The organism is Mesorhizobium sp. CA7, assembly GCF_020165015.1.
Taxonomy (GTDB): domain Bacteria; phylum Pseudomonadota; class Alphaproteobacteria; order Rhizobiales; family Rhizobiaceae; genus Mesorhizobium.
Genome location: NZ_JAIUHH010000005.1, coordinates 103,741 through 125,672, shown reverse-complemented (window position 1 = coordinate 125,672; position 21,932 = coordinate 103,741). Strand labels below are relative to the sequence as shown.

The window sequence follows — 21,932 nt, the reverse complement described above, 5'->3', positions numbered from 1 at the left end:
GTGAGCTATGCCGCTGGTGTCCTCCCGGTGATCATATCCGCCGCCTTCTCGGCCATCATAATCACCGCTGCGTTGGTGTTCGATGATACGATGCGTGGCATCACCGAGCTGTCGCAGACGCGTAAGCCTTGCAGTCCGCGCAGGCGCAGTTCCGGATCAACGACGCTGTCGGCATCGCCGCCCATGCGGCAGGTGCCGACCGGATGGTAGGCGCTGCGGCCATACTGGCGGGCAAAGGCTTCGAGCGCCGCGCGGCCCTTTGTCGCCGCTCCAGGCAAATGCTCGCGGCTGATGTATTTGGTGAAGGCCGGCTGAGAGAGGATCTCGCGGCTGATCTCGATGCCGTCGATGGCGCGTTCGAGGTCGTAGCGTTCGGCGAAGGGATTGGGGTCGATAACCGGCGCATCGCGCAGATCCGCCGAGCGCAACGTGACGCTGCCGCGCGAATGCGGGCGCACATGGTAGGAGTTCAACGTGCAGCCATTGCCGCCGGGGACCGAGCCAATGCCTTCCTCGACACCGGCGCCGGGCAGGAAATGAAATTGGATATCTGGCGTCTTTTCCGAGCGGTCGCCCCACCAGAAACCGCCGGCTTCGACGATGTTGGAGGCAACCGGTCCTTTGCCGAAGAGCGCATATTCGAGGCCGGCGACGGCCTGCCAACGCTTCTTCTTGTAGCGGTCGATGCCGTGCGGCCCATTGAGTTCCGCGACGACGTCCACGTCCATGTGATCGTGTAGATTCTGGCCGACCCCAGCGAGATCATGCACAGTTTTGATGTCATGCTTTTCGAGATGCGCGGCAGGGCCGATGCCGGACAGCATCAGGAGTTTCGGCGAGCCGATGGCGCCGGCGGTGACGATCACCTCGCGCTCGGCGTGCAGCAACTCGGCGCGACCATTGGCGATGGTCTCGACGCCGACGGCCCGACCCTTCTCGACGACGACGCGGCTGACCGTGGCGCCGGTGCGCAGCGTCAGGTTCCCGCGGCCGAGCGCCGGTTTCAGATAGGCGACCGCGGTGCTCGAGCGCCTGCCATTGCGCGTCGTCGTCTGGTAGAAGCCGGCGCCTTCCTGCTCGCCGGCATTGAAGTCGGCGCGGAAGGGTAGGCCAGCCTGCTGCGCCGCCTTGACGAAGATCCTGGTCAGCGGGTGCGGCGTGCCGCTGGAAACGCCGAGCGGTCCGTCGATGCCGTGCTGGGAACCGGCAAAAGTGTCGTTGCCCTCGGACCGAACGAAATATGGCAGCACATCGGCGTAGCTCCATCCCGCGCAGCCGAAGTCGGCCGCCCAGTCGTCATAGTCCTGTGGGCAGCCGCGCGTGAACACCTGGGCGTTGATCGAGGAGCCGCCGCCGAGCACGCGCGCCTGCGGGTAGACCATGACGCGGCCGTCGATCTCCTTGCCCGGTGCCGCGTCATAACCCCAGATCAGCGGCCCGGACGTCATCTTGAAGAAGCCCACCGGCATGTGGATGTATCGGTCGGTGTCGGGCGGCCCGGCCTCGAGCAGGACGACGGACAGGCCTGGATCCTCGCTCAGCCTCGCGGCAAGCACGCAGCCGGCCGAGCCGCCGCCAACGATGATATAGTCCGCCATTCTCGCTCCCTTGCCGAGGCAAATCCGGCCTCGCGCTTTTACGCGCGACGATCTCAAGTCGCTTGTGCCACGTCAAGAGAAAGGGTATGGTTGCCGTGTTGAAGGGTTGTCGTACAAGTAGAGGAACTTGACGGCCCGTCTCCGGAGGACCCGGCCGCGCTCCCTGCGCACGAGCCGGGCGGAAACAATTCAATCGGGAGGTTCGAAATGAAGGACAGCAATGGTCTTGTTTTTTCCGGCAGGGTGAGCCGCCGGACGCTGATGCTGGGCGCTGCCGCCGGGGCGGCGACGCTGGCGATGCCGAATGTGCTGCGCGCGGCCGACAAGCCGACGCTGGTGACGTCGATCCGCTCGTTGTCCAATCCCTATCACGCGGTGTGGAAGACCGGCGCCGAGGCTTATGCCAAATGGGCCGGGCTGGAGCACGTCACGCTGGTCTCGGAAGGCAACAGCGAGAAGGGCATCGCCGATATCAAAGCGATGCTGGCCAAGACCAACGGCAACATGGTGCTCAACTCCGATCCCAACGACACGCCCGACGCGCGCCCGATCGTCGAAGCATGCGCCAAGGCCGGCGCCTATGTCGTGACGCAGTGGAACAAGCCTGCCGACCTGCACCCCAAGGACTTCAACCCGAACTATGTCTCGCATATCGAGTTCGACGGCATCGCCAGCGGCAAGACCATCGCCGAGATTCTGTTCAAGGCCATGGGCGGCAAGGGCGGCATCGTCGCGCTCGGCGGCCTGATCTCGACTACAGCAGCGATTGAACGCAAGAAGGGCCTCGATGCTGCGCTCGCCGCGAACCCCGACATCAAGCTGCTCGACTTCCAGGTCGCAAACTGGAAATCCACCGAGGCCTTCGACCTGATGGGCAATCTGCTGACCCGTTTCGGTGACGACATCAAGGGCATCTGGGCCGCCAATGACGACATGGGCTCCGGTGCGCTCGAAGCGCTGCGCGCCGAAAACCTCGCCGGCAAGGTGCCGATCGTCGGTGTCGACGGCATCAAGACGGCGGTCGACGCGGTGCGCACCGGCGAGTTCGCCTGCACGATCACCTCGGATCCGTTCTGGCAGGGCGGCATGGGGCTGGCTATCGGCTACAACGCCAAGATAGGCAAGTTCGACCCGGCCAAGGAGCCGCCGGAACACCGCGAATTCTACGGCAAGGCGGTGCTGATCTCGCACGACAATGTTGAGGAATATTACAAGACCAATGTCGAGTCGAAGCCCGAGATTGACTGGAACGATCTCTGGGGCCGGGTGACCGGAGCGATCCGGGCCTGACCCGTTTGGGGCGGGCCGGCTTCTCCCTGGCAGCGGCCCGCCCCTTTTTGCCGGCGTCTTGCGCCCGCGGCCACGACGCCTGTCACCAGCAGACGGGAAGCGGTTTGTTGACAATCGATACAGAACCCCTGAAGTCCGTTTCGGACATCGAGCGGACAACGCTTATGACATTCCTCCCCGGCCGCATCGCCACTATGCTCGGCGGCAGGCGCTGGCGCAGGCTCGCGCCGTTGGCGGTGCTGGTCGTGCTGTGCGTTCTGATCACCATCGCCAATCCCAATTTCATCGAGCTGCGCAATCTGGTGCGGCTAGCGAACTCCGCCGCCGTGCCGCTGACACTGGCGATGGGCCTGACATTCATCATTCTGATGGGCAGCATCGACCTTTCCGTCGAGGGTACCCTGTCTGTGGCGGCGATGGTGGTGGTGCTGCTCGCCGCCAATGACAGCAACGGCAACGATTATGGTTGGTGGGCGGTGCTGGCGGCGATCGCCGCCGGCACGGTCATGGGCCTCATCAGCGGTCTCGTCCAGACGATGCTGCGCATCCCGTCCTTCATGGCGACGCTCGGCATGTGGTTCATCGGACTTGGCCTGTCGGTCTATATGCTGGGCGGCTCGGCCATACGACTGAACGACGCCTCGATCCGCAATCTCGCCTTGCACCGTTTCCTCGGCCTGCCGCTGGCGGTCTGGGTCGCGCTCGGCGCGTTCGCGCTTGCAGCGGTCATCCAGTATCACACCAGGCTTGGCCGCCACATATTGGCGATCGGCGGCGACGAGGACGTGACCAAGCTCTCCGGCGTCAATGTCGTGCGCGTGCGGATCGCGGCGTTTGCGCTGGCCGGCTTCTTCTTCGGCATTGCCGGTGTGCTTGCCGCGGCTCAGCTCGGCCAGTCGCACGCCGTCATCGGCGACGGCAGGCTGTTCGCGGCGGTCACGGCCGTCGTCGTCGGCGGCACGGCGCTGACCGGGGGCGAGGGTGGCGTCGTCAATACGCTGATCGGTGTGCTGATCGTCACCGTTTTGGCCAATGGCATGATCCTGCTCGGCATCTCGCCTTACATCCAGCAGACGGTGCAGGGCCTGATGATCATCGCGGCGGTGGCGCTGTCGCTCGACCGCGTTCGCCTGAAGATCGTGAAGTGAGCGCCATGCTGCATACAACCGGCATCATCAAGAATTTCCCCGGCGTCCAGGCGTTGCGCGACGTCTCCATAGAGGTGCGGCCGAACGAGGTGGTCGGACTGATCGGCGAGAACGGCGCCGGCAAGTCGACGCTGATGCGCCTGCTGGCCGGCGGCTATCGGCCGGATGGCGGTACGATCACCCTCGACGGCGAACAGCTCAAGCTACGCAACGCCCGTGACGCGGCCAGGAACGGCATCGGCATGGTGTTCCAGGAACAATCGCTGGTGCTCAACCTGACCGTCGCCGAAAACATCTATCTCGGCGAAGAAGACCGCTTCACCCGCTTCGGTCTTGTCAACTGGCGCGCCATGAATGCTGCGGCGCGCCGGCAACTGGCCAAGATCGGCGTCGACATCGACGTCACCGCGCGCACCTCCGAACTGACCTTCGCCGCGCGCCAGATGGTCGAGCTCGCCAAGGCGCTGACGCTGGAGGAGATGGTCGAGCGTCCGCTGCTCATCTTGCTCGACGAGCCGACCTCGGTGCTCAACGCCGCCGATATCGAGGTTCTGTTCGCGCGGGTGCGCTCGCTCAAATCCCGCGCCAGCTTCGTCTTCGTGTCGCATCGCCTCGACGAAGTGCTGGCGATTTCCGACCGCGTCTACACGATGAAGGACGGCGCGGTCGTGGCCGAACACCGCGCCGCGGAAGTCACCGCGCCGGAGCTGCACGAGATCATGGTCGGGCGCGGGCTGCAGGCCGAATATTATCGCGAGGCCCGTCAGCAGCCGCCGGGCGATAAGATCATGGTCGAGGCCAGGGGCCTGGGCGCCAGCGGCTTCTATCATGGTGTCGACCTTTCGATCCGCGCCGGAGAGATCGTCGGCATCGCCGGCGTCGTCGGCTCCGGACGCGAGGAGGTTACCCGTACGGTCGGCGGCTTCCTGCCACATGATGCGGGCGAGATGAAGATCGCCGGCGAGACGGTTCGCTTCAGGTCGCCAGAGCCGGCAGTGCGCAAGGGCATCGGCTATGTGCCGCGCGAGCGCAGGCTCGAAGGCCTGGTGATGTTTCTGTCGATCGCCGAGAACATTTCGCTGGCGGATCTCTCGAGCGTCATGCGCAACGGCGCCATCGATTACGGCAAGGAGCGGCGGCTTGCCGCTGACTGGATCAAGCGGCTCAGCATCAAGGCGCCCGGGCCCGACGCCGCCTGCCGCAAGCTCAGTGGCGGCAACCAGCAGAAGGTGGTGCTGGCGCGCTGGATGACGGCGGGCTCGCGCATCCTGGTGCTCGACCATCCGACGCGCGGGCTTGATGTCGGCGCCAAGGAAGAGGTTTACGAGCTGGTGCGCGACCTCTCGGACCAAGGCGTGGCTATCCTTCTGATCTCCGACACGCTGGAGGAGACGATCGGCCTGTCGCACCAGGTTCTGGTGATGCGCGACGGCGAGATCACCGCGCGCTTCGATGCCAGCCCCGGCAACAAGCCGGATCAGGTCGAGTTGCTACGAGCGATGGTGTAAGCCGATGAATGAAGGTTTTTCCATCAAGCAGGTCTTCGAGGGCAAGTGGACGCAGGGCGCCATCCCGCTGGTGCTGCTTGTCGCCCTTTTGCTGATCATCGAGATCGCCGCGCCCGGCTTCCTGACCGGCGAGACGCTGGCGCTGCTCTTTGCCAACACCGCCGTGCTGTTTATGCTGGCGACCGGCGTCACCTTCGCCATCCTGCTCGGCGGCATCGACTTGTCGATCCAGGCGGTCGCCTCGCTGGCGAGTGTGATGCTGGCGCAATTGCTGCCCTCGCTCGGCTTCGCAGCGTTCCCGGTGGCGATCCTGTCTGGCCTCGCCTTCGGGCTGCTGAGCGGCATCGTACAAGTCAAGCTGCGCGTGCCGTCCTTCGTGGCGACATTGGCTACCGGCGGCGTGGTCACGGGCCTGGCGCTCTGGGTTTCCAACGGCCGCGCCATCACCATCGAGGAAGCCGGGCGTGAAAAGACGGCGTGGATCAACGCTACGATTTTCGGCCTGCCGATGGTGGTGCTGATTTCGGCCCTGATCGGCATCGTCAGCTTCCTCGCGCTGCGTTACACCCGCTTCGGCCGCCAGGCGATCGCGGTCGGGGCCGGCGAACCGGCGGCGTGGGCGGCCGGCATTAATGTCGACCGCACCAAGATCATCGCCTTTGCCGCATCGGGCATTCTGGCGGCCATCGCCGGCGTCGTGCTGGCGGCCAGGCTGTCAAGCGGCTCGCCGGTGCTCGCCAACCAGCTGCTGCTCCCCGCCATCGCCGCCGTCATCGTCGGCGGCACGGCCATCACCGGCGGACTGGGCGGCGTGGCGCGCACCGCGGTCGGCGCGCTGATCATCTCGATCGTGCGCATCGGCATGACCTTCGTCGGCGTCAACATCTTCCTGGAAAATATGGTGTTCGGCGCGGTGCTGATCGCCGCCGTCGCCATCACCATCGACCGCAGCAAGATCGCGGTCATCAAGTGACGAACCTATCCGCACCGCCTCCCAAGCAGACGCGGACGCAGTGGGACCGCATCGGCAGTGAGCCGGTGCGGTCCGGGCTGAATTTACTGCATCGTGTCCAGGCCGATCAGCTCGATCTTGTAGCCGTCCGGGTCCTCGACGAAGGCGATGTGTGTGGTGCCGTGCTGCATCGGCCCGGGCTTGCGCGGGATCTTGGCACCGCGCTTTTCGAGCTCGGCGCAGACGGCGTAGATGTCGTTGACGCCGAGCGCCAGATGGCCGAAGCCGGTGCCGATCTCATAGGGCTCCTCGCGGCCCCAGTTCAGCGTCAGCTCAACGACGGCTTCCTTGTCCTCGGGTCCATAGCCGACAAAGGCGTTGGTGAACTTGCCGCCGGGGTAATCGTCGCGGCGCAGCAAGGTCATGCCGAGCACCTCGGTGTAGAAGGCGATCGACTTGTCGAGGTCGAGCACCCTGATCATGGTGTGCATATAGCGAAAGCCGGGGGCGTCGCTCATTGGGAAAGTCCTCCGAATTCAGTGATTTGCCGGTCTGACCATCCACATCAAGCGCTTCGGGAAGAAGCATGCTATCGCTTGATGTTCTCAATCAGGGTTGTATGATAACACGACAAGATTAGTGGTTGTCCAGTCGTTTTCCGGAAGGTCCAGGTTCAGTTCATGAATGCAGTGCCGCCCATTTCCGCATCGCTGATCGCCGCCCTCGCCGGCGTGCTGTCCGATGGCGGGCTGCTGACCGAACCGCAAGACCTGGCGCGCTACAGCCGCGACTGGTCGGGCGACCATGTCGGCCGCCCGCTGGCGGTGGCGCGGCCCAGCTCGGTGGAAGAAATGTCGGCGCTGATGCGGCACTGTCATGCCGAGCGCATCCCCGTCGTGCCGCAAGGCGGGCTGACCGGCCTTGTCGGCGCGGCGGTGGCGGCTGACGGCAATGAGGTCGTCGTCTCGCTGGAGCGCATGAACAGGATCCGCTCGATCAGTCCGATCGACTTCGCCATGGTGGTCGAGGCCGGCTGCATCCTCGAGCACGCCAAGCGCGCGGCGGAGGAGAGCGACTGCATCCTGCCGATCACCTTCGGAGCGCAAGGCAGCTGCCGCATCGGCGGCAATGTCGCCACCAATGCCGGCGGCTTCAACGTGCTGCGCTACGGCATGACGCGCGACCTGGTGCTTGGCCTCGAAGTCGTGCTGGCCGACGGCCGGATCTGGAACGGGCTGAAGGTGCTGCGCAAGGACAATCGCGGCTACGATTTGAAGCAGGTCTTCATCGGCTCGGAAGGCACGCTCGGCATCGTCACCGCGGCGGCGCTGAAACTCTTCCCCAAGCCGACGCAGATCGAAACGGCGCTTGTCGGCCTACGCTCCGTCGAGGATGCAATGGCGCTCTATGCGCGGGCGCGGCGCGGTTGTAGCGACTTGCTAACCGCCTTCGAGTTGATCCTGCGCGGCGGTATCGAGATCACCATGCGCGAGGGCAAGGATTTCCCCGATCCGCTCGGCAAGCCTTATCCCGCCTATGTGCTGATCGAGGTTTCGTCCGGTGGGCTTATCGACCTCAAGGATATGCTTTTGAGTTTTCTCGCCGGCGTCGAGGATCTTGTCGAGGACGGCATTGTGGCATCGACCCGGGCGCAGGCCGAGCGCCTGTGGCTCTACCGCGAGATCATGGTCGAGCGGCAGGGCCGCGGCGGCCGCTATCTGCGCACCGATGTTTCGGTGCCGATCTCCAAGCTTGCCGATTTTGTCGCCGACGCGCTCACCGAACTTGGACGGGCGAGACCCGACGCGCTGCCCGTCACCTACGGCCATGTCGGCGACGGCAACATCCATCTCAACGTCGTGCCGCCGGAGGGCATGGGGGCCGAGGCGATCGAGCATCTGTTCGAGGAGGCGGAAGCGGAGATTTTCGCCGTCGTCGACCGCTATGGTGGCTCGATCAGTGCCGAGCACGGCATTGGCCGGGTCAAGCAGCGGGCCTTCCTCGACCGCATCGATCCGGTGACGCTCGATCTCGCCGCAGGCATCAAGGATGCTTTCGATCCGCGCCATATATTGAGCAACGGCCGCATTCTGGCGTCCGCATCCGCGCTCGACTATAGGTGAGCGATGACGCTGAAGCTCGACAAGGTCAATCGCGGTCCGCACCTATCCACCCTGGTTGCGAGTTCCATCTCGCGCGAGATCGCGCAAGGACGCCTCAAACCCGGCGATCAGCTGCCGACCGAGCAGGCGCTGGCGACCACCTTCGGGGTCAGCCGCAACGTGGTGCGCGAAGCGATCGCCAGGCTGCGCTCCGAGGGCCGCATCTGGTCGCAGCAGGGCAGGGGTGCCTTCGTCGCCGACGCGACCAACGCCACGGTGCTGACGATCGACTATGAGACCTTGCAGCGGGCGGATTCCTTTCGCAATCTTTTCGAGCTGCGCGGCATGCTGGAAGTGCAGATCGCCGCGCTGGCCGCGACCCGCCGTTCCGATGCGGATATCGTGGCGATGGAACAGGCGCTCGACGGTATGCGCATGGCTCCCTATGGCAGCGTTGCCTGGCTGAAGAACGATCTCGGTTTCCACCGTGCGGTCGCCGATGCCACCCAGAACCCCTATATGGGCCAGTTTCTCGTCTTCGTTTCGGAGCGGGTGCGCGAAAGCATCCTGGCCGCCGGCAATCAGCAGAAGTCCGACGACATGGCGCGCACGACCCTGGGCGAGCACGAACGCATTCTGGCGGCGATCAAGGCCGGCGACGCGAAGGGCGCGAGCGCGGCAATGACGCGGCATCTCGCCGGTGCGGCCTCACGCGTCGGACTGCCTGGCGGCGACGCTGAGGCCGCGTCGCCGACACGGCATTCGAGGTTGCGAAAGGCCGTGCGCGGGCGGGCAGGGTAGGGCCGCGCAGCCACCTCCCTCACTCGGCCGCAGCCTCAATCAATGAAACGCCGTTGAGCTCAGCAACAATATCCGACAGCGCCGGCACGAATTTTTCTCCGTGCCCCGTAGCGACCGCCGTGGCAAAACCGTTGCGGACCACGGCGCCGACCGGGTTGGCAATACCGGCGGCCTGGGCGAAGGAGGCGAGATAGGTCATGTCCTTCAGCGCATTGGCGATGGCGAAGCGCTGGGCGTTCTCGTTGCGGTTGAGCACGAAGTCGAAGAAGGCCTGGTAAAAGCCGCAGTCCATGCGGCTGCCGGAAATGACGCTGTTGAAGACCTGCGGCGTCAGCCCGGCCTTTGCTCCCAGCGTCAGCGCTTCGGAATAGATCGCCGAATAACCCATAGAGACGAAATTGTTGAGCAGCTTCATGGTGTGGCCGCTGCCGGTCGGGCCGGTGTGGATAATTCGCGCGGCGAAGGCTTCGAGCACCGGCCGCGCGCGGGCGATCGCTTCCGCCGCGCCGCCGACCATGACGTCGAGCTTGCCTTCGGCGGCTTCCTTGGGCGTGCGCGCCAGCGGCGCGTCGATCAGCGTCACGCCTTGCGCCGCAAGCTCTGCGGCAAGCGCTATCGTCGAGGAGGGGTTAGAGGTCGAGCAGTCGACTATCAATAGCGGCTTGCCGGAGGCTGCAAGCCCGTCCGGTCCTTTCACGACCGCCTCGACCTGCGGCGAACCGGTAACGCAGATCAAAACAATGTCGCAACCTTCAGCGAGCGCGCGTAGTGTCGCCGCCTGGCGGGCGCCGGCGCTGACCAGCTTCAGCGCCACATCCTCGTTTCGGTGCGCCCAGACCGTCAGAGGCCAGCCTTTAGCCAGAAGGTTGGCCGCCATGCCCGAGCCCATCGCGCCCAGGCCGATAAAGCCGATTTTCTGCTTCATGTTGGTCTTCCAGTGCTGTTGGAATTTCTGTTTGGATACATGTCGTTGTCCGGGAACCGCTGTGCACTTCCGGGGGGCATGCATTGGAAACGAAAGATTGCCGTTGCAACCAAGCGGTGCGATCCTTGGCCTGAGAATCGATTTAAGAGGCCGGTTTTCCGATGACGGATCGCCAGGGAGCAATGTTCGGCGCCATTCGCCAGTCCCCCAATCTCAGGGGCGAGCTGGTGGAGAAATTTGCCGCGCAGATCGAGGCCGGCGATCTGGCCCCTGGCCAGCGGCTTCCCACCGAGCAGGAGATCGTCAATGCGACGGGTGTGAGCCGGACCGTGGTTCGCGAAGCGCTGGCCTCGCTTCGCGCGCGGGGGCTGATAACGACGAGGCAGGGTCTGGGCGCCTTTGTGGCCCAGGAGCCCCCGCCGAAAACCTTTTCGATCGTGCCGACGGATGTCGAATCGATCGACGAGATCCTGGCGGTGCTGGAGCTGCGCATGGGCGTCGAGGCGGAGGCGGCGGCGCTGGCGGCCACGCGCCGGACCGCCAAGGACCTTGGGCTCATGGCTAAGCAGCTCGACGCAATCGACCGGGCGATCGCCGAAACGGGTCTCGCCGCGACCGAGGATGCGGCTTTCCATCGGGCGATTTCGCTCGCCTCGCACAACGCCTACTTCAGCCGGCTCTTCGACACGTTCGGCACTGCGATGATCCCGCGCCAATGGACGCAATTCGACCAGATGGAGCCCGACGAGCGCGAGCGGCATTTCGAGCGGACGCGGCGCGAGCACCGGGCGATCCATGATGCCATCGCGGCGCAAGACGCCAAGGCGGCGCAGCGCGCGATGCGGCTGCATCTGAGCCGTTCTTACAAGCGCTTCGAGCAGCTCCGAGACGGAACCGCACATCTGAAATAGATCGGGCGAGGGCGCCCGAGCGGCGCATGGCGCACCGCGATAGGCAGCTACGACGCGACTTTCAAAGTGCGGCCGGCCGTGATTGGCATTATGCGCCCATGCCAGGAACATTCCGTCGTCCTCCAGCCTGCCGGTAGATCCAAAACCAGCATTTCCGTCATCACCTTTTGCATGCTTACAGGGTTGTCATACAACCATTCGATCTGATATTCCTGCGGGCATGACCCGTCAAGAGGACGTGGTCTTTGAGGAGTGGTTTCTATGCATCAAAGGCGATTTGGCCGCACCGGCTGGCAAGTGTCGGAAATCGGCTTCGGCAGTTGGGCGATCGGGGCCGATTGGGGCGACGTCGAGGAGAAGGACGCCATCGCGGCGCTTAATGCGGCGCTCGATTCAGGCGTGACGATGATCGACACGGCCGATGTCTATGGCGACGGCCGGGCGGAAAAACTGATCGCGAAGACGCTGAAGGGGCGGGGCGGCGCCAGGCCGATAGTCGCCACCAAGGCCGGCAAGCGGCTGAACCCGCATGTCGCCGCAGGCTACAATCGCCAGAACCTGACCAGCTTCGTCGAGCGCAGCCTGCGCTATCTCGAGGTCGACGTGCTGGACCTGGTGCAGCTTCATTGTCCGATGACAGAAGTCTTCTATCAGCCCGAGACCTTCGATGCGCTGGAGAAGCTGGTCGAGGAAGGCAAGATCCGCCACTACGGCGTCAGCGTCGAGAAGGTCGAGGAAGGCATCAAGGCGCTGCAATATCCCGGCGTCGTCAGCGTCCAGGTCATCTACAACATTTTCCGGCAGCGGCCCGCGGAACTGTTCTTCGACATGGCGCGCCAGAAGGACGTTGCCATCATCGTCAGGGTGCCGCTGGCCAGCGGGCTCCTGTCCGGCAAGTTCAAGAGCGATTCCAGCTTCAGCGCCAAGGACCACCGCAGCTACAACCGGCAGGGCGAGGCCTTCGACGTCGGCGAGACATTCGCCGGCGTGAATTACGAGGAAGGCCTGCAAGCGGTCGAGGAATTGCGGGCGCTGCTGCCGCCAGGCGCCACCATGGCGCAATGGGCGCTGCGCTGGATCCTGATGAACCCGGCGGTGACGGTCACCATTCCGGGCGCCAAGTCGGTCAGGCAGGCGCAAGAGAACGCCGCCGCGTCCGACCTGCCGGCGTTGTCGCCGCAACTGATGGAGCGCATCGCCGACATCTATGAGCGGCGCATCAAGGCCTCCGTCCACCAGCGCTGGTGAGCGCCATGACAGCCGGTCGGCCCCTGGTTGCTGGTAAGCAACTGATCATCGATGGGCATCAGCATTTCTGGGATCCGGCGGATGGATCCTGCGGCTGGATGACGGAGGACTACGCCGCCATACGTCGCGTGTTTGAGCCCGACGACCTCAGACCGGCGCTTGCCGCAGCCGGCGTGGACAGGACCATTCTGGTCCAGACATGGCATTCGCTCGACGAGACACGCGCATTCCTTGAGACGGCCAGCCGGACCGATTTCGTCGCTGGCGTCGTGGGATGGGTCGACCTCGCCGATCCCGAGGTGGCGGCCACGCTGTCCGAGCTGAAGGCGCGGCCAGATGGCCGTTACTTGGTCGGCATCCGTCACCTCGTGCACAATGAGGCGGATCCGAACTGGCTCTTGCGCGCCGATGTCCAGCGCGGGCTGGCGGCTGTCGCCGAAGCAGGGCTCGCCTATGACTTGCTGCTAAAGGAGCCGCAGATTCCGGCTGCCCTGGAGACGGTGGCGCGGCATCGCAATTTACGTTTCGTGGTCGACCACGTCGCAAAACCGCGCATTGCGCAGCACGCGATGGAGCCGTGGGCCGGATTGATGCAAGGCTTCAAGGCGCATCGCGACCATGTCTGGTGCAAGCTGTCCGGAATGGTCACGGAAGCCGACTGGCGGCACTGGAAAAGCCAGGACCTGCAGCCCTATGTGGACGAGGTCCTTTCCATTTTCGGCCCGTCGCGATGCCTGTTCGGCTCGGATTGGCCGGTCTGCCTGGTCGCAGCCGACTATCAGACGGTCAAACGCGCCTTCGACGATTGCCTCTCCGGGCTGACCGAAGAGGAACGTTCGCAGATTTTTGGCGCTTCTGCCGTCGAGGCCTACCGCTTGACGCTGTGACGGCGGCAAGGCTCTGAGCCCTCCCGCCTTGCGGTTGCCGGGCCACATTCATCAGCACATGATCGCGGCGCATGTCTCTGCGTTGGGCATCTTTGTCCAGCGCCTCGCACCGACTGCAACCCTTCCTCGCCCAAGCTGGATCAGATAGGGAAGAACCAAAGGCGCGACACGCAACTTGGCCGCTCGCTTCGAGGCCGAGGTCGTGTTGACACCAATGTTACATGGTAATAGGGTTGTATGACAAGTTGGCCATGTAACGGGAGGAACATGCATGAGACAGCTAGGACTTGGATTGACCATGGCGGCCGCGGGGCTCGCCATGGCTTTGCAGACGGCCCGCGCCGACGAGGAGCTGCCCATCGGCGTCATCGCCGCGCAGTCGGGCTCGTTCGTTTCGGCCGGCAACACCATCGTCGGCGCCGCCAACCTGGCGGCGCAGCAGATCAACGACGCCGGCGGCATCAAGGTCGGCGACAAGACCTACAAGATCAAGCTCTATATCCGCGACAACCGCACGGATGTGAACGTCACCATCGCGGCCGCGCGCGAGCTGGTCAACGACATCGGCGTCAAGGCGATCTGGGGCACCGAGACGCATGACTTCTCGGTATCCATGGCCAAGATCACCGGCCCGGCCAAGGTCCTGCAGTTTTCCGGCAACAGCTCGCTCGGCGCCGTGCTCGACGACAAGGCCGTCGCCGAGGATGGCTGGCTCCACTACACGTTCCAGAGCGAGCCGCAGGAATGGCAGCGCAGCGGCAGCACCGCCAAGGGCGTGCTCTCGCTTCTGACGCCGCAGCTGAAGTCGCCGCCGAAGCATTCGGTGGTGTTCGTCGGCAATGACGCGACCGGGCAGTATCTGTCGTCGCACTATGTCAAGGCGCTCGAGGCGGAAGGCCAGAAAGTCGACCTTGTGCAGTATCCGCCGGATACGACCGACTTTTCGCCGCTGCTTACCCGCATCAAGGGCATGAAGCCCGATATCGTGCATTTCTGGTACAATGGCGATTCAACGCTCACCGCTTTCCCGCAGGCTCTCAAGCTCGGCGTGGCGCCGTCCTATTTCCTGTTCGGCGTCGATCCGGGCATCTATCAGGAGCGCAGCCTGAAGGCTGATGTGCCGGTGACGCTGAGCTGCGTGCCGGTCTGCTGGGGTTCATCGCCATACCCCGAAGTGAAGCAGTATTTCGACAAGTATTTCGGCCTCGGCGCCGCCAAGGGCCCGCAGTCCTCGGTCTCGCTGCTCTATTACGATTACTTCTTTTGGTACGCCAAGGCGCTGGAGAAGGTCGGCAAGATCGACGATCCGGACGCGGTGGTCGCGGAGCTCCTGAAGTCGGACTACAAGGGCGTCGTGTCGCCGGTGCCGCTTGTGTTCAACAAGCACCACCAGGTCACCTTCGCGACCGAGGTTTGCATGGTCGAGCCCAACACATCCGACCAGTTCAAATGCGCGGTCGAGCAGCCGCCGGCCGCTCCGCCGCCCGGCGACAACGGCGGCTGAGCCGGCCCGCGACAAAATCCGACATCGGGATGGGCGGCGAGGTTCCGTCCATCCTCCCCTTGCAGGCTCGCCACCCGGATACGACGATGGACATTTTTGTGCAGCAACTGGTGAACAGCCTCTCGGTTGCCAGCGTCACCATTCTCATCGGCATCGGCATCACGCTGATCTTCGGTCTCGCCGGCATCGTCAATTTCGCACATGGCGAGTTCCTGATGGTCGGCGGCATGGCGACCTGGTTTATGGTCGGCGCCGGCATGAACTTCTTCGTGGCCCTTGTGCTCTCCGGGCTGCTGGTCGGCGCGCTCGGCTTTGCCGCCGAAAGATGCCTGTTCCGCTTCACGCTCAACCGGCCGATGAACGGCTTCATCATGTCGATCGGCCTCAGCGTCATCCTGCAGCATGCGGTCATCCGCGTGTTCAACGAATTCCAGAAAAGCATCACCGACCCGGTCGGCCTGGTCTGGACGATCGGCGGCGTCGACATCATCGCCATGCGCGCGATCGTCGTCGCGATAACGGCCATCATCGTGGCGATCACCTATTTCGGCATCTCGCGCAGCCGCTATGGGATGGCGTTGCGGGCGAGCGTTGCGGACCGCGACACCGCCGAGCTGATGGGCATTCCGGTGCGCCGCTACGTCACCGGCGTCTTCATTTATGGCAGCCTGCTTGCCGGAATAGGCGGCGCCTTGATGATCTCGCTGTTTCCGATCACACCGTTTACCGGCAGCGTCATCATCATCCGTGGTTTCGCCGTCTCGCTGATCGGCGGCCTCGGCAATGTCGGCGGCGCGGTCGTCGGCGGCCTGGTGCTCGGCTTGGTCGACGGTCTCAGCGCCGGCTACGGCTATCCGGAATGGACCGACGCCTATTCGCTGGTCGTGATGATCCTGATCCTGGTGCTGCGGCCGCAGGGCCTGCTCGGCGGCACGCTCGGCCCCAAGGCATCGTGAGATGTCGATGCCAGTGACCGACAACAGCGCCGGCAAGACAGGCGCCGCGCCAGAAGGCGCCAGAGCACGGGATCGCCTGGCGCTTCTGACGGCGGACAACGCCGCCGTTCCCCTGCCGGCCGGCGTCCAGGCGATCACGGCCATCCTTTTGGCGGTGCTGCTCATCGCCTTGCCCTGGCTCGGCCTCGGCTACCGCTTCCTGTCGATCGCCATCACCACGCTCTATACGGCGATCGGGCTCTACGGCCTCGGCCTGCAGTTCGGCCAGGCCGGCATCATGTCGGTCGGCCATGCGGCGCTGATGGGCGTCGGCGCCTATGCCTCGGCGATCCTGTCGGTGCAGCTCGGCCTGGGTTTGTGGGCATCGCTGCCCTTCGCCATGGCGCTGTCGGCGATCGTCGGCGGCGTCATCGGCCTGCCGACGCTGAGGGTCGGCGGCCAGCATTACATCATCATCACCTTCTGCTTCTGCGCGCTGTTCGTCATCGTGCTGACCAATGGCGGCACCTTCACCGGATCCGCGACCGGCCTCGACGTCGGCTCGGTGACACCCTTGCCTGGCATCAATTTCGACAAGCTCTCTAACAATTACTACCTGGTCCTGGCGGCGCTGTTCCTGGCGGTTGTGGCAACCTATCTCATCGGCAATTCGCGCTACGGGCGGACGTTGCGGGCCATCCGCGAGAACGAGCAACTGGCGCGTTCGGTCGGCATCAATGTCGACCTGCACAAGCTCGGCGTGCTGATGGTCTCGGGCTTGTTCGCGGGCCTCGCCGGGGTGCTGCAGCTCTACTATCTGCGCCACATCTCGCCGACCCTGTTCGGCGCCTTTCCCAGCCTCTACCTCGCGCTGATGGTCATGCTGGGCGGCGCCCGCTATCTCTACGGGCCGCTGATCGGCGCGGTCGTCGTCAATTTCCTGCCCGAGGTGCTGAACCTCGATCCGGTCGATTCCCGCATCGCCTACGGCGTCTGTCTGCTCCTGGTGATCCTGCTGCTGCCGGGCGGCGTCGGCGCCGGCATCAAGAACATCTACTGCGCGATCACCGGCGGCTTCGAGACGCAAAAGCAAAGAGGTTCGAATGGCCGCGCTTGAGGTGAGGGGCCTGCGCAAGCAGTTCGGCGGCGTCGTCGCGCTCAACGGCATCGATCTCGACATCGACACCGACCGTGTCGTCGGTATCGTTGGCCCTAACGGCTCCGGCAAGACAACTTTGTTCAACGTCGTCACCGGCGTCCATCCGGCGACCGGCGGCACGGTGTTCTGGCATGGGCAGGACATCACCAATATCGGCGCGCATCGCATCGCGCGAAAGCGGCTGGTGCGGACGTTCCAGCAGGCGATGTCGTTTCCGGGCCTGACCGTCGACGAGAACGTCCGGATCGCCTGGGAGCAGGGCAGGAGGGGAAACGGCCGCTGGGCGTCACCGGGCATGATCCTCGAGTTTGTCGGCCTGGCGCCGCTTAGCAAGGCGATTGCGGGATCGCTGCCCTTCGGCAGCCTGAGACGCCTTGGGCTGGCCGTCGCGCTCGGTGTGTCGCCCGAACTCCTGCTCCTGGACGAGCCCGGCGCCGGGCTGAACGACAGCGAAGCGCAGGCCTTCGCGGCGGTCATCGCGCAGCTGCCGCCGCAAGGCATCGGCGTGTGCCTGATCGACCATGACATGGACATGATGTCGGAGCTTTGCGACCGGCTTGTCGTGCTCGACTTCGGCACCAAGATTGCGGAAGGCCCGCCGGGCGAGGTGCTCGCCGATCCCAAGGTCCGCGAGGTCTATCTCGGTCCCGACAAGAAGGCGGCCGCGTCATGAGCCTGCTTGCCGTCGAGCATGTCGACACCGGCTACGGGCCCGTCGCCGTCAATCGCGACGTCTCGCTCGCGGTCGGCCAAAACGGGATCGTCACCATTCTGGGACCCAACGGCGCCGGCAAGACGACGCTGCTTCGTTCCATCGCCGGCCTGGTGAAGCCGCGGCGCGGCACGGTGACCTTCGAGAGCCGCGACGTCACCAAGCTTCACGCCGACGAAAAAGCAACGCTCGGCATCGTGATGGTGCCGGAAGGCCGCCGCGTGTTCGCCGACATGAGTGTGCGCGAGAACCTTTTGCTCGGCGCCTACTGCCGCAACGACCGGGACGCTATCGAAGCCGACATCGCCTTGATGGAAAGCTATTTCACCATCCTTGCCAAGAAGCGCGGCGCCAAGGCCGGGACGCTCAGCGGAGGCCAGCAGCAGATGCTGGCCATCGCGCGCGGCCTTATGGCCAGGCCACGCATCCTGTTGCTCGACGAGCCGTCGCTCGGGCTATCGCCATTGCTGGTCTCGGAGCTGCAGGGCATCATCATCGACGTGCGCGAGAAGTTCCGCGCCGCGGTGCTGCTCGTCGAGCAGAACGCCGGACTGGCACTCTCGGTGGCCGAGCAAGGCTATCTCATGAATTCCGGGCGCATCGTAGCCTCAGGCGGCATCGAAGAGTTGCAACAGTCGTCGGTCATGCAGGAGCTCTATCTCGGCAAGAGGGCGCGGCAGAACCAAAGTTCCTCGCAGGCTTAATATTCGCAGTGTCTAACGGCGACAGCCCGAAGTGGGCGCGTGAAATAAAAGCAAATCACAATCCGGCAGCGACCTCTTGGATGAAGTCCAGAAACGCTCTGACCTTTGCAGGGGGTAGATGGCGCGAGGGATGGTAGGCATAGAGTGGATAAAGCTCCTCCGACCAATCCGGCAAAATCCGCACCAATTCGCCGCGTGCCATGAAGGGCGCGAGACCCACGGCAAGGCTCTGGAACACCCCTTGACCCGCCACGCAGGCGGAGACCGCGACGGAAGGATCGTCGAGCACCAGGCGGCTTGTGACCTTGACCTCAACGATCTCGCCGCCGCGATAGAATTCCCACGGAAATGGCAGTCCCGTCTGAGGATCGCGGAAGAGCAAAGCCTCGTGATGGACGAGGTCATGAGGCGAGCGCGGCTCGCCATGACGATCGAGATATACCGGCGCGGCGACCGTCAGGATCGGCGTTTCGAGGAGTTTTTGTACGATGAGCGTTGAATCGTCCGGGGGGCCGAAGCGTACCGCGACGTCTATCCCCGCCATCATCTCCTCGCGATAGTTGCTTGTGGATAGGTCGAGTTGCAGCATTGGATAGCGTGCCAGGAACTGCCTAAGCGTCGGCGCGAGCACCATGCGCGCGAACCAGGGATCGACTGATACGCGCAGCCTGCCGCGCACGACCGCAGCGGCACCTGCCACCTCGGCTGCCGCCTCGTCGAGGCCGGCAAGCAATGGCATTACCTGCGCATGGAAGCGCCGCCCTTCTTCGGTGAGGCTTACCTCGCGCGGATTGCGGTCGAAGAGGCGGACGCCGACCCTCGCTTCCAGGCGCGCCACCGCCCGGCTCACGCCCGAGGGCGTTACGCCGAGCATTTCGGCCGCCCGGGCGAAATTCCCGGCCTCCGTCACCGCCGCAAGGACGCCGACGCCGGTGAGGAGCCGCGTGTCGAAAACCATTCCTTCTCCTTACCGTCCACTAACGGACGCCACCTCGAAAACGCAATGATTTTGAGTCACCGTAGCACTGATCTTAATGCGCGTGAATCACGTTATATCTCGGCATACACACGGCTCCATTGTCGGGTGAGCAGCCATCGGCCGCCCTCCTGAGAACCTTCAAAGGAGCCAGTCATGAACCAGTTGACACGCAGAACCATTCTCCAGCGCGGAGGCCTGCTCGGTGCCATTCTGGCGCTCGACACCGTGAGCCCCGCTCTGGCTGCAACGAAGCCCGTCGCATCCCTTCTGAGCGCGAGCGCAATCGACGCCGCCTTGCGCGCCGGCGTCTCCCGTGACGACGTCTCCGGCGTCGTCGCCATGGCAGCCACCCGCAATGGCCTCGTTTACGAAGGCAGCTTCGGCAGGTCGAACGTTGCGACCGGCGCGCCGATGACGGCCGACACGGTATTCTGGCTGCTCTCCATGACCAAGGCCTTCACGGCCACCGCCTGCATGCAGTTCATCGAACAGGGCCGCATCGACCTCGATGACGACGCGGCCAAGTATCTGCCCGAACTTACCGCGCCCCAGGTCCTTGAAGGCTTCGCCGCCGACGGTGCGCCGCGCCTGCGCCCCGCCAAACGCGCCATCAAGGTGCGGCATCTGCTTACCCACACCTCCGGCTTCACCTATTCGATCTGGAGCGAGGCGCTGAGCCGCTACGAGCAGGTCACCGGCATGCCCGACATCGCCACCTGCAAGAATGCCGCCTTCACGGCGCCGCTCGAATTCGATCCCGGCGAACGCTGGGAATACGGCATCAGCATGGATTGGGTCGGCAAGCTGGTGGAAGCCGTCTCGGACCAGTCGTTGGAAGTCTATTTCCGCGAAAACATCTTCGCGCCGCTCGGCATGCGGAACTCCGGTTTCCTGATCGGGAGCGAACAGAAGAAGCATGTCGCCACCTTCCAGAACCGGCGCACAGATGGCGGGTTGGAGCCGGCGCCGTTTGAGATGCCGCAGCGGCCGGAATTCTTCATGGGCGGCGGCGGCGCCTTCTCGACCCCGCGCGACTACATGACGTTCCTGCAGGCCCTGTTGAACGGCGGGACGCTAAATGGCGCGCGTATCCTCCGTCCGGAGACGGTCTCGCTGATGATGCAGAACCAGATCAGCGAACTGAACGTCCACGAGATGCGCTCGGCGCATCCGTCCTATTCGCGCAGCTTCGACCAATTCCCCGGCCAGCCGCACAAATGGGGCCTCTCCTTCGACATCAACACGCAGCCTGGGCCGAACGGCCGCTCTGCGGGCAGCATCTCATGGGCGGGCCTGCTCAACTGCTATTTCTGGCTCGATCCGGTCAAGCATGTCACCGGCGCGCTCTTCACACAGATCCTGCCCTTTTACGACGAGCGGGTCGTCGCCCTCTACGGTGCCTTCGAGCGCGAGCTCTATGCCGGACTCGCCTGAGTCGGCGCGATCCCAACCAAAGGAGAACCGATATGTTTGCAATCACCGGAATCACCGGCAAAGTCGGCGGCGCCTTGGCGCGCACTTTGCTTGCCGACGGGCTTTCCGTCCGCGCCGTCTTGCGCGACGAGGCTAAGTCTGGGCCATGGATCAGACAGGGCTGTGAGGTCGCCCTTGCCGAGATGAATGATGCGGAGGGCCTCGCAGCCGCCTTCCGCAGTGTCGAGGGCGTCTTCATCCTGCCGCCGTCGGAATTCGATCCCGAGCCAGGCTTTCCCGAGGCGCGGCGCGTGATCGCGGCGCTGGTGGCGGCCCTCATCGCGGCCCGTCCCGGCAAGGTGGTGTGCCTGTCGACCATCGGCGCCGACGCTGCGCACGAGAACCTGCTGACCCAGCGCACCCTGCTTGAGGAAGCGCTCGGCAAGCTCGACTTGCCGGTAACCTTCCTTCGGCCCGCCTGGTTCATGGAGAATGCGCTGTGGGACGTTGCCGCCGCGCGTGATGAAAGCGTGCTGCGCAGCTGCCTGCAGCCAGCCGACAAGGCCTTCCCGATGGTCGCGACGCAGGATGTCGGGCGCACCGCAGCTGCGCTCTTGCGCGAGGACTGGACCGGAACGCGGATCGTCGAGCTGGAAGGGCCTCAGCGCGTGTCGCCAAACGACCTCGCCCATGCCTTCGCCAAGGCGCTGGACCATCCGGTGCGGGTCGAGATCGTGACGCGCGACAGTTGGGAAGCGCTCTTCCGCGGGCAAGGCACGCGCAATCCGCTGCCCCGAATTCGCATGATCGACGGTTTCAACGAGGGTTGGATCGCGTTCCGCGACGACGGCAGGTCGGCGATGAAAGGTACCGTGACACTCGAAGACGTTGTCACGGACCTCGTCGGCCAGAACTGCTCCGAGGCGGCTGGCTGAGATCGATAGCTGCGGGCACGAAACACCGGCGGTGCAGCGTCCCCCCGAAGCATCAACTCAGAAAAGCGAGTTCATGGACACCATCATCACAAGGGGCGTCGCAATCCCTCGGCTCGGCTTCGGTACTTTCCGCGTGCCGGGGGCAGACGCCCAGCCGGTCGTAGCGAGCGTCTCCTTCTCGGGCGGCCCGTCGGTGACAATCAAGTCGCACCACAATGTCG

20 protein-coding genes are annotated in these 21,932 nt (G+C 64.4%); 16 read left to right on the top strand and 4 right to left on the bottom strand.

Going from position 1 to position 21,932, the window contains the following annotated elements:
- Nucleotides 1-5: 5 nt before the first annotated feature.
- Complete coding sequence (locus LB552_RS12915) at nt 6-1,598, bottom strand: GMC family oxidoreductase (RefSeq protein WP_224606324.1); 1,593 nt, start codon at nt 1,596-1,598, stop codon at nt 6-8.
- Nucleotides 1,599-1,805: 207 nt separating this feature from the next.
- Here LB552_RS12915 and LB552_RS12910 point away from each other — a divergent pair, with 207 nt between their 5' ends.
- From LB552_RS12910 to LB552_RS12895, 4 genes are all read left to right on the top strand, one after another.
- Nucleotides 1,806-2,888, top strand: coding sequence for a sugar ABC transporter substrate-binding protein (locus LB552_RS12910; protein ID WP_224523128.1), 1,083 nt, complete (start codon nt 1,806-1,808; stop codon nt 2,886-2,888).
- A 164-nt stretch (nt 2,889-3,052) separates the two neighbouring features.
- The gene (locus LB552_RS12905; protein WP_224523127.1) at nt 3,053-4,036 is read left to right on the top strand and encodes an ABC transporter permease; all 984 of its coding nucleotides are present in this window, start codon (nt 3,053-3,055) and stop codon (nt 4,034-4,036) included.
- Nucleotides 4,037-4,041: 5 nt separating this feature from the next.
- Nucleotides 4,042-5,544: a sugar ABC transporter ATP-binding protein gene (locus LB552_RS12900; protein WP_224606321.1), complete on the top strand. Its 1,503-nt coding sequence runs from the start codon at nt 4,042-4,044 to the stop codon at nt 5,542-5,544.
- Between the two features lie 4 nt (nt 5,545-5,548).
- Complete coding sequence (locus LB552_RS12895; RefSeq protein ID WP_224606318.1) at nt 5,549-6,517, top strand: ABC transporter permease; 969 nt, start codon at nt 5,549-5,551, stop codon at nt 6,515-6,517.
- A gap of 83 nt (nt 6,518-6,600) precedes the next feature.
- On the opposite strand, the gene gloA is transcribed toward LB552_RS12895, so the two are convergent.
- Nucleotides 6,601-7,014, bottom strand: a complete 414-nt coding sequence (gene gloA, locus LB552_RS12890) for a lactoylglutathione lyase (RefSeq protein WP_041004220.1) — start codon at nt 7,012-7,014, stop codon at nt 6,601-6,603.
- 162 nt (nt 7,015-7,176) lie between these two features.
- On the opposite strand from gloA, the gene LB552_RS12885 reads away from it, so the two are divergent.
- The gene (locus LB552_RS12885) at nt 7,177-8,619 is read left to right on the top strand and encodes an FAD-binding oxidoreductase (RefSeq protein ID WP_224606315.1); all 1,443 of its coding nucleotides are present in this window, start codon (nt 7,177-7,179) and stop codon (nt 8,617-8,619) included.
- Nucleotides 8,620-8,622: 3 nt separating this feature from the next.
- Nucleotides 8,623-9,399: a FadR/GntR family transcriptional regulator gene (locus LB552_RS12880; RefSeq protein WP_095768596.1), complete on the top strand. Its 777-nt coding sequence runs from the start codon at nt 8,623-8,625 to the stop codon at nt 9,397-9,399.
- A 19-nt stretch (nt 9,400-9,418) separates the two neighbouring features.
- Here LB552_RS12880 and LB552_RS12875 read toward each other — a convergent pair whose 3' ends face one another.
- Nucleotides 9,419-10,408, bottom strand: a complete 990-nt coding sequence (locus LB552_RS12875) for an NAD(P)-dependent oxidoreductase (protein WP_224606312.1) — start codon at nt 10,406-10,408, stop codon at nt 9,419-9,421.
- Between the two features lie 77 nt (nt 10,409-10,485).
- Here LB552_RS12875 and LB552_RS12870 point away from each other — a divergent pair, with 77 nt between their 5' ends.
- The 8 genes from LB552_RS12870 (at nt 10,486) to LB552_RS12835 (ending at nt 18,384) form a co-directional block, all read left to right on the top strand.
- Nucleotides 10,486-11,235 carry a FadR/GntR family transcriptional regulator gene (locus LB552_RS12870; protein ID WP_224606309.1) on the top strand — a complete coding sequence of 250 codons (750 nt, stop codon included), beginning with the start codon at nt 10,486-10,488 and terminating at the stop codon, nt 11,233-11,235.
- Nucleotides 11,236-11,496: 261 nt separating this feature from the next.
- Nucleotides 11,497-12,483: an aldo/keto reductase gene (locus LB552_RS12865; RefSeq protein ID WP_224606306.1), complete on the top strand. Its 987-nt coding sequence runs from the start codon at nt 11,497-11,499 to the stop codon at nt 12,481-12,483.
- A gap of 5 nt (nt 12,484-12,488) precedes the next feature.
- Nucleotides 12,489-13,370, top strand: coding sequence for an amidohydrolase family protein (locus LB552_RS12860; protein ID WP_224606304.1), 882 nt, complete (start codon nt 12,489-12,491; stop codon nt 13,368-13,370).
- A gap of 271 nt (nt 13,371-13,641) precedes the next feature.
- On the top strand, nt 13,642-14,874 hold the full coding sequence (locus tag LB552_RS12855; RefSeq protein WP_224606301.1) for an ABC transporter substrate-binding protein: 1,233 nt from the start codon (nt 13,642-13,644) through the stop codon (nt 14,872-14,874).
- An 86-nt stretch (nt 14,875-14,960) separates the two neighbouring features.
- Complete coding sequence (locus tag LB552_RS12850) at nt 14,961-15,830, top strand: branched-chain amino acid ABC transporter permease (RefSeq protein ID WP_224606298.1); 870 nt, start codon at nt 14,961-14,963, stop codon at nt 15,828-15,830.
- 7 nt (nt 15,831-15,837) lie between these two features.
- Nucleotides 15,838-16,926, top strand: coding sequence for a branched-chain amino acid ABC transporter permease (locus LB552_RS12845; RefSeq protein WP_176477098.1), 1,089 nt, complete (start codon nt 15,838-15,840; stop codon nt 16,924-16,926).
- Entirely contained in the window at nt 16,913-17,641 is a 729-nt protein-coding gene (locus LB552_RS12840; RefSeq protein WP_224606295.1) for an ABC transporter ATP-binding protein, read from the top strand. The genes LB552_RS12845 and LB552_RS12840 overlap by 14 nt, the downstream gene beginning before the upstream one ends.
- Nucleotides 17,638-18,384, top strand: a complete 747-nt coding sequence (locus LB552_RS12835; protein ID WP_224606279.1) for an ABC transporter ATP-binding protein — start codon at nt 17,638-17,640, stop codon at nt 18,382-18,384. The genes LB552_RS12840 and LB552_RS12835 overlap by 4 nt, the downstream gene beginning before the upstream one ends.
- A gap of 55 nt (nt 18,385-18,439) precedes the next feature.
- On the opposite strand, the gene LB552_RS12830 is transcribed toward LB552_RS12835, so the two are convergent.
- A complete protein-coding gene (locus tag LB552_RS12830; RefSeq protein WP_095768606.1) occupies nt 18,440-19,342 on the bottom strand; it encodes a LysR family transcriptional regulator in 903 nt (300 codons plus the stop codon).
- Nucleotides 19,343-19,516: 174 nt separating this feature from the next.
- Between LB552_RS12830 and LB552_RS12825 the strand changes: the two genes are divergently transcribed.
- Together LB552_RS12825 and LB552_RS12820 are read left to right on the top strand one after the other, a co-directional pair.
- Complete coding sequence (locus tag LB552_RS12825; protein ID WP_224606276.1) at nt 19,517-20,797, top strand: serine hydrolase domain-containing protein; 1,281 nt, start codon at nt 19,517-19,519, stop codon at nt 20,795-20,797.
- A gap of 32 nt (nt 20,798-20,829) precedes the next feature.
- Complete coding sequence (locus LB552_RS12820; protein ID WP_224606273.1) at nt 20,830-21,711, top strand: NmrA family NAD(P)-binding protein; 882 nt, start codon at nt 20,830-20,832, stop codon at nt 21,709-21,711.
- Nucleotides 21,712-21,932: the final 221 nt, after the last annotated feature.

Bases quoted from the DNA above. Each gene is read 5' to 3' on its own strand.
- LB552_RS12915 (WP_224606324.1), bottom strand. From the start codon at position 1,598: ATGGCGGACTATATCATCGTTGGCGGCGGCTCGGCCGGCTGCGTGCTT.
- LB552_RS12910 (WP_224523128.1), top strand. From the start codon at position 1,806: ATGAAGGACAGCAATGGTCTTGTTTTTTCCGGCAGGGTGAGCCGCCGG.
- LB552_RS12905 (WP_224523127.1), top strand. From the start codon at position 3,053: ATGACATTCCTCCCCGGCCGCATCGCCACTATGCTCGGCGGCAGGCGC.
- LB552_RS12900 (WP_224606321.1), top strand. From the start codon at position 4,042: ATGCTGCATACAACCGGCATCATCAAGAATTTCCCCGGCGTCCAGGCG.
- LB552_RS12895 (WP_224606318.1), top strand. From the start codon at position 5,549: ATGAATGAAGGTTTTTCCATCAAGCAGGTCTTCGAGGGCAAGTGGACG.
- gloA (WP_041004220.1), bottom strand. From the start codon at position 7,014: ATGAGCGACGCCCCCGGCTTTCGCTATATGCACACCATGATCAGGGTG.
- LB552_RS12885 (WP_224606315.1), top strand. From the start codon at position 7,177: ATGAATGCAGTGCCGCCCATTTCCGCATCGCTGATCGCCGCCCTCGCC.
- LB552_RS12880 (WP_095768596.1), top strand. From the start codon at position 8,623: ATGACGCTGAAGCTCGACAAGGTCAATCGCGGTCCGCACCTATCCACC.
- LB552_RS12875 (WP_224606312.1), bottom strand. From the start codon at position 10,408: ATGCATGCCCCCCGGAAGTGCACAGCGGTTCCCGGACAACGACATGTA.
- LB552_RS12870 (WP_224606309.1), top strand. From the start codon at position 10,486: ATGACGGATCGCCAGGGAGCAATGTTCGGCGCCATTCGCCAGTCCCCC.
- LB552_RS12865 (WP_224606306.1), top strand. From the start codon at position 11,497: ATGCATCAAAGGCGATTTGGCCGCACCGGCTGGCAAGTGTCGGAAATC.
- LB552_RS12860 (WP_224606304.1), top strand. From the start codon at position 12,489: ATGACAGCCGGTCGGCCCCTGGTTGCTGGTAAGCAACTGATCATCGAT.
- LB552_RS12855 (WP_224606301.1), top strand. From the start codon at position 13,642: ATGAGACAGCTAGGACTTGGATTGACCATGGCGGCCGCGGGGCTCGCC.
- LB552_RS12850 (WP_224606298.1), top strand. From the start codon at position 14,961: ATGGACATTTTTGTGCAGCAACTGGTGAACAGCCTCTCGGTTGCCAGC.
- LB552_RS12845 (WP_176477098.1), top strand. From the start codon at position 15,838: ATGCCAGTGACCGACAACAGCGCCGGCAAGACAGGCGCCGCGCCAGAA.
- LB552_RS12840 (WP_224606295.1), top strand. From the start codon at position 16,913: ATGGCCGCGCTTGAGGTGAGGGGCCTGCGCAAGCAGTTCGGCGGCGTC.
- LB552_RS12835 (WP_224606279.1), top strand. From the start codon at position 17,638: ATGAGCCTGCTTGCCGTCGAGCATGTCGACACCGGCTACGGGCCCGTC.
- LB552_RS12830 (WP_095768606.1), bottom strand. From the start codon at position 19,342: ATGGTTTTCGACACGCGGCTCCTCACCGGCGTCGGCGTCCTTGCGGCG.
- LB552_RS12825 (WP_224606276.1), top strand. From the start codon at position 19,517: ATGAACCAGTTGACACGCAGAACCATTCTCCAGCGCGGAGGCCTGCTC.
- LB552_RS12820 (WP_224606273.1), top strand. From the start codon at position 20,830: ATGTTTGCAATCACCGGAATCACCGGCAAAGTCGGCGGCGCCTTGGCG.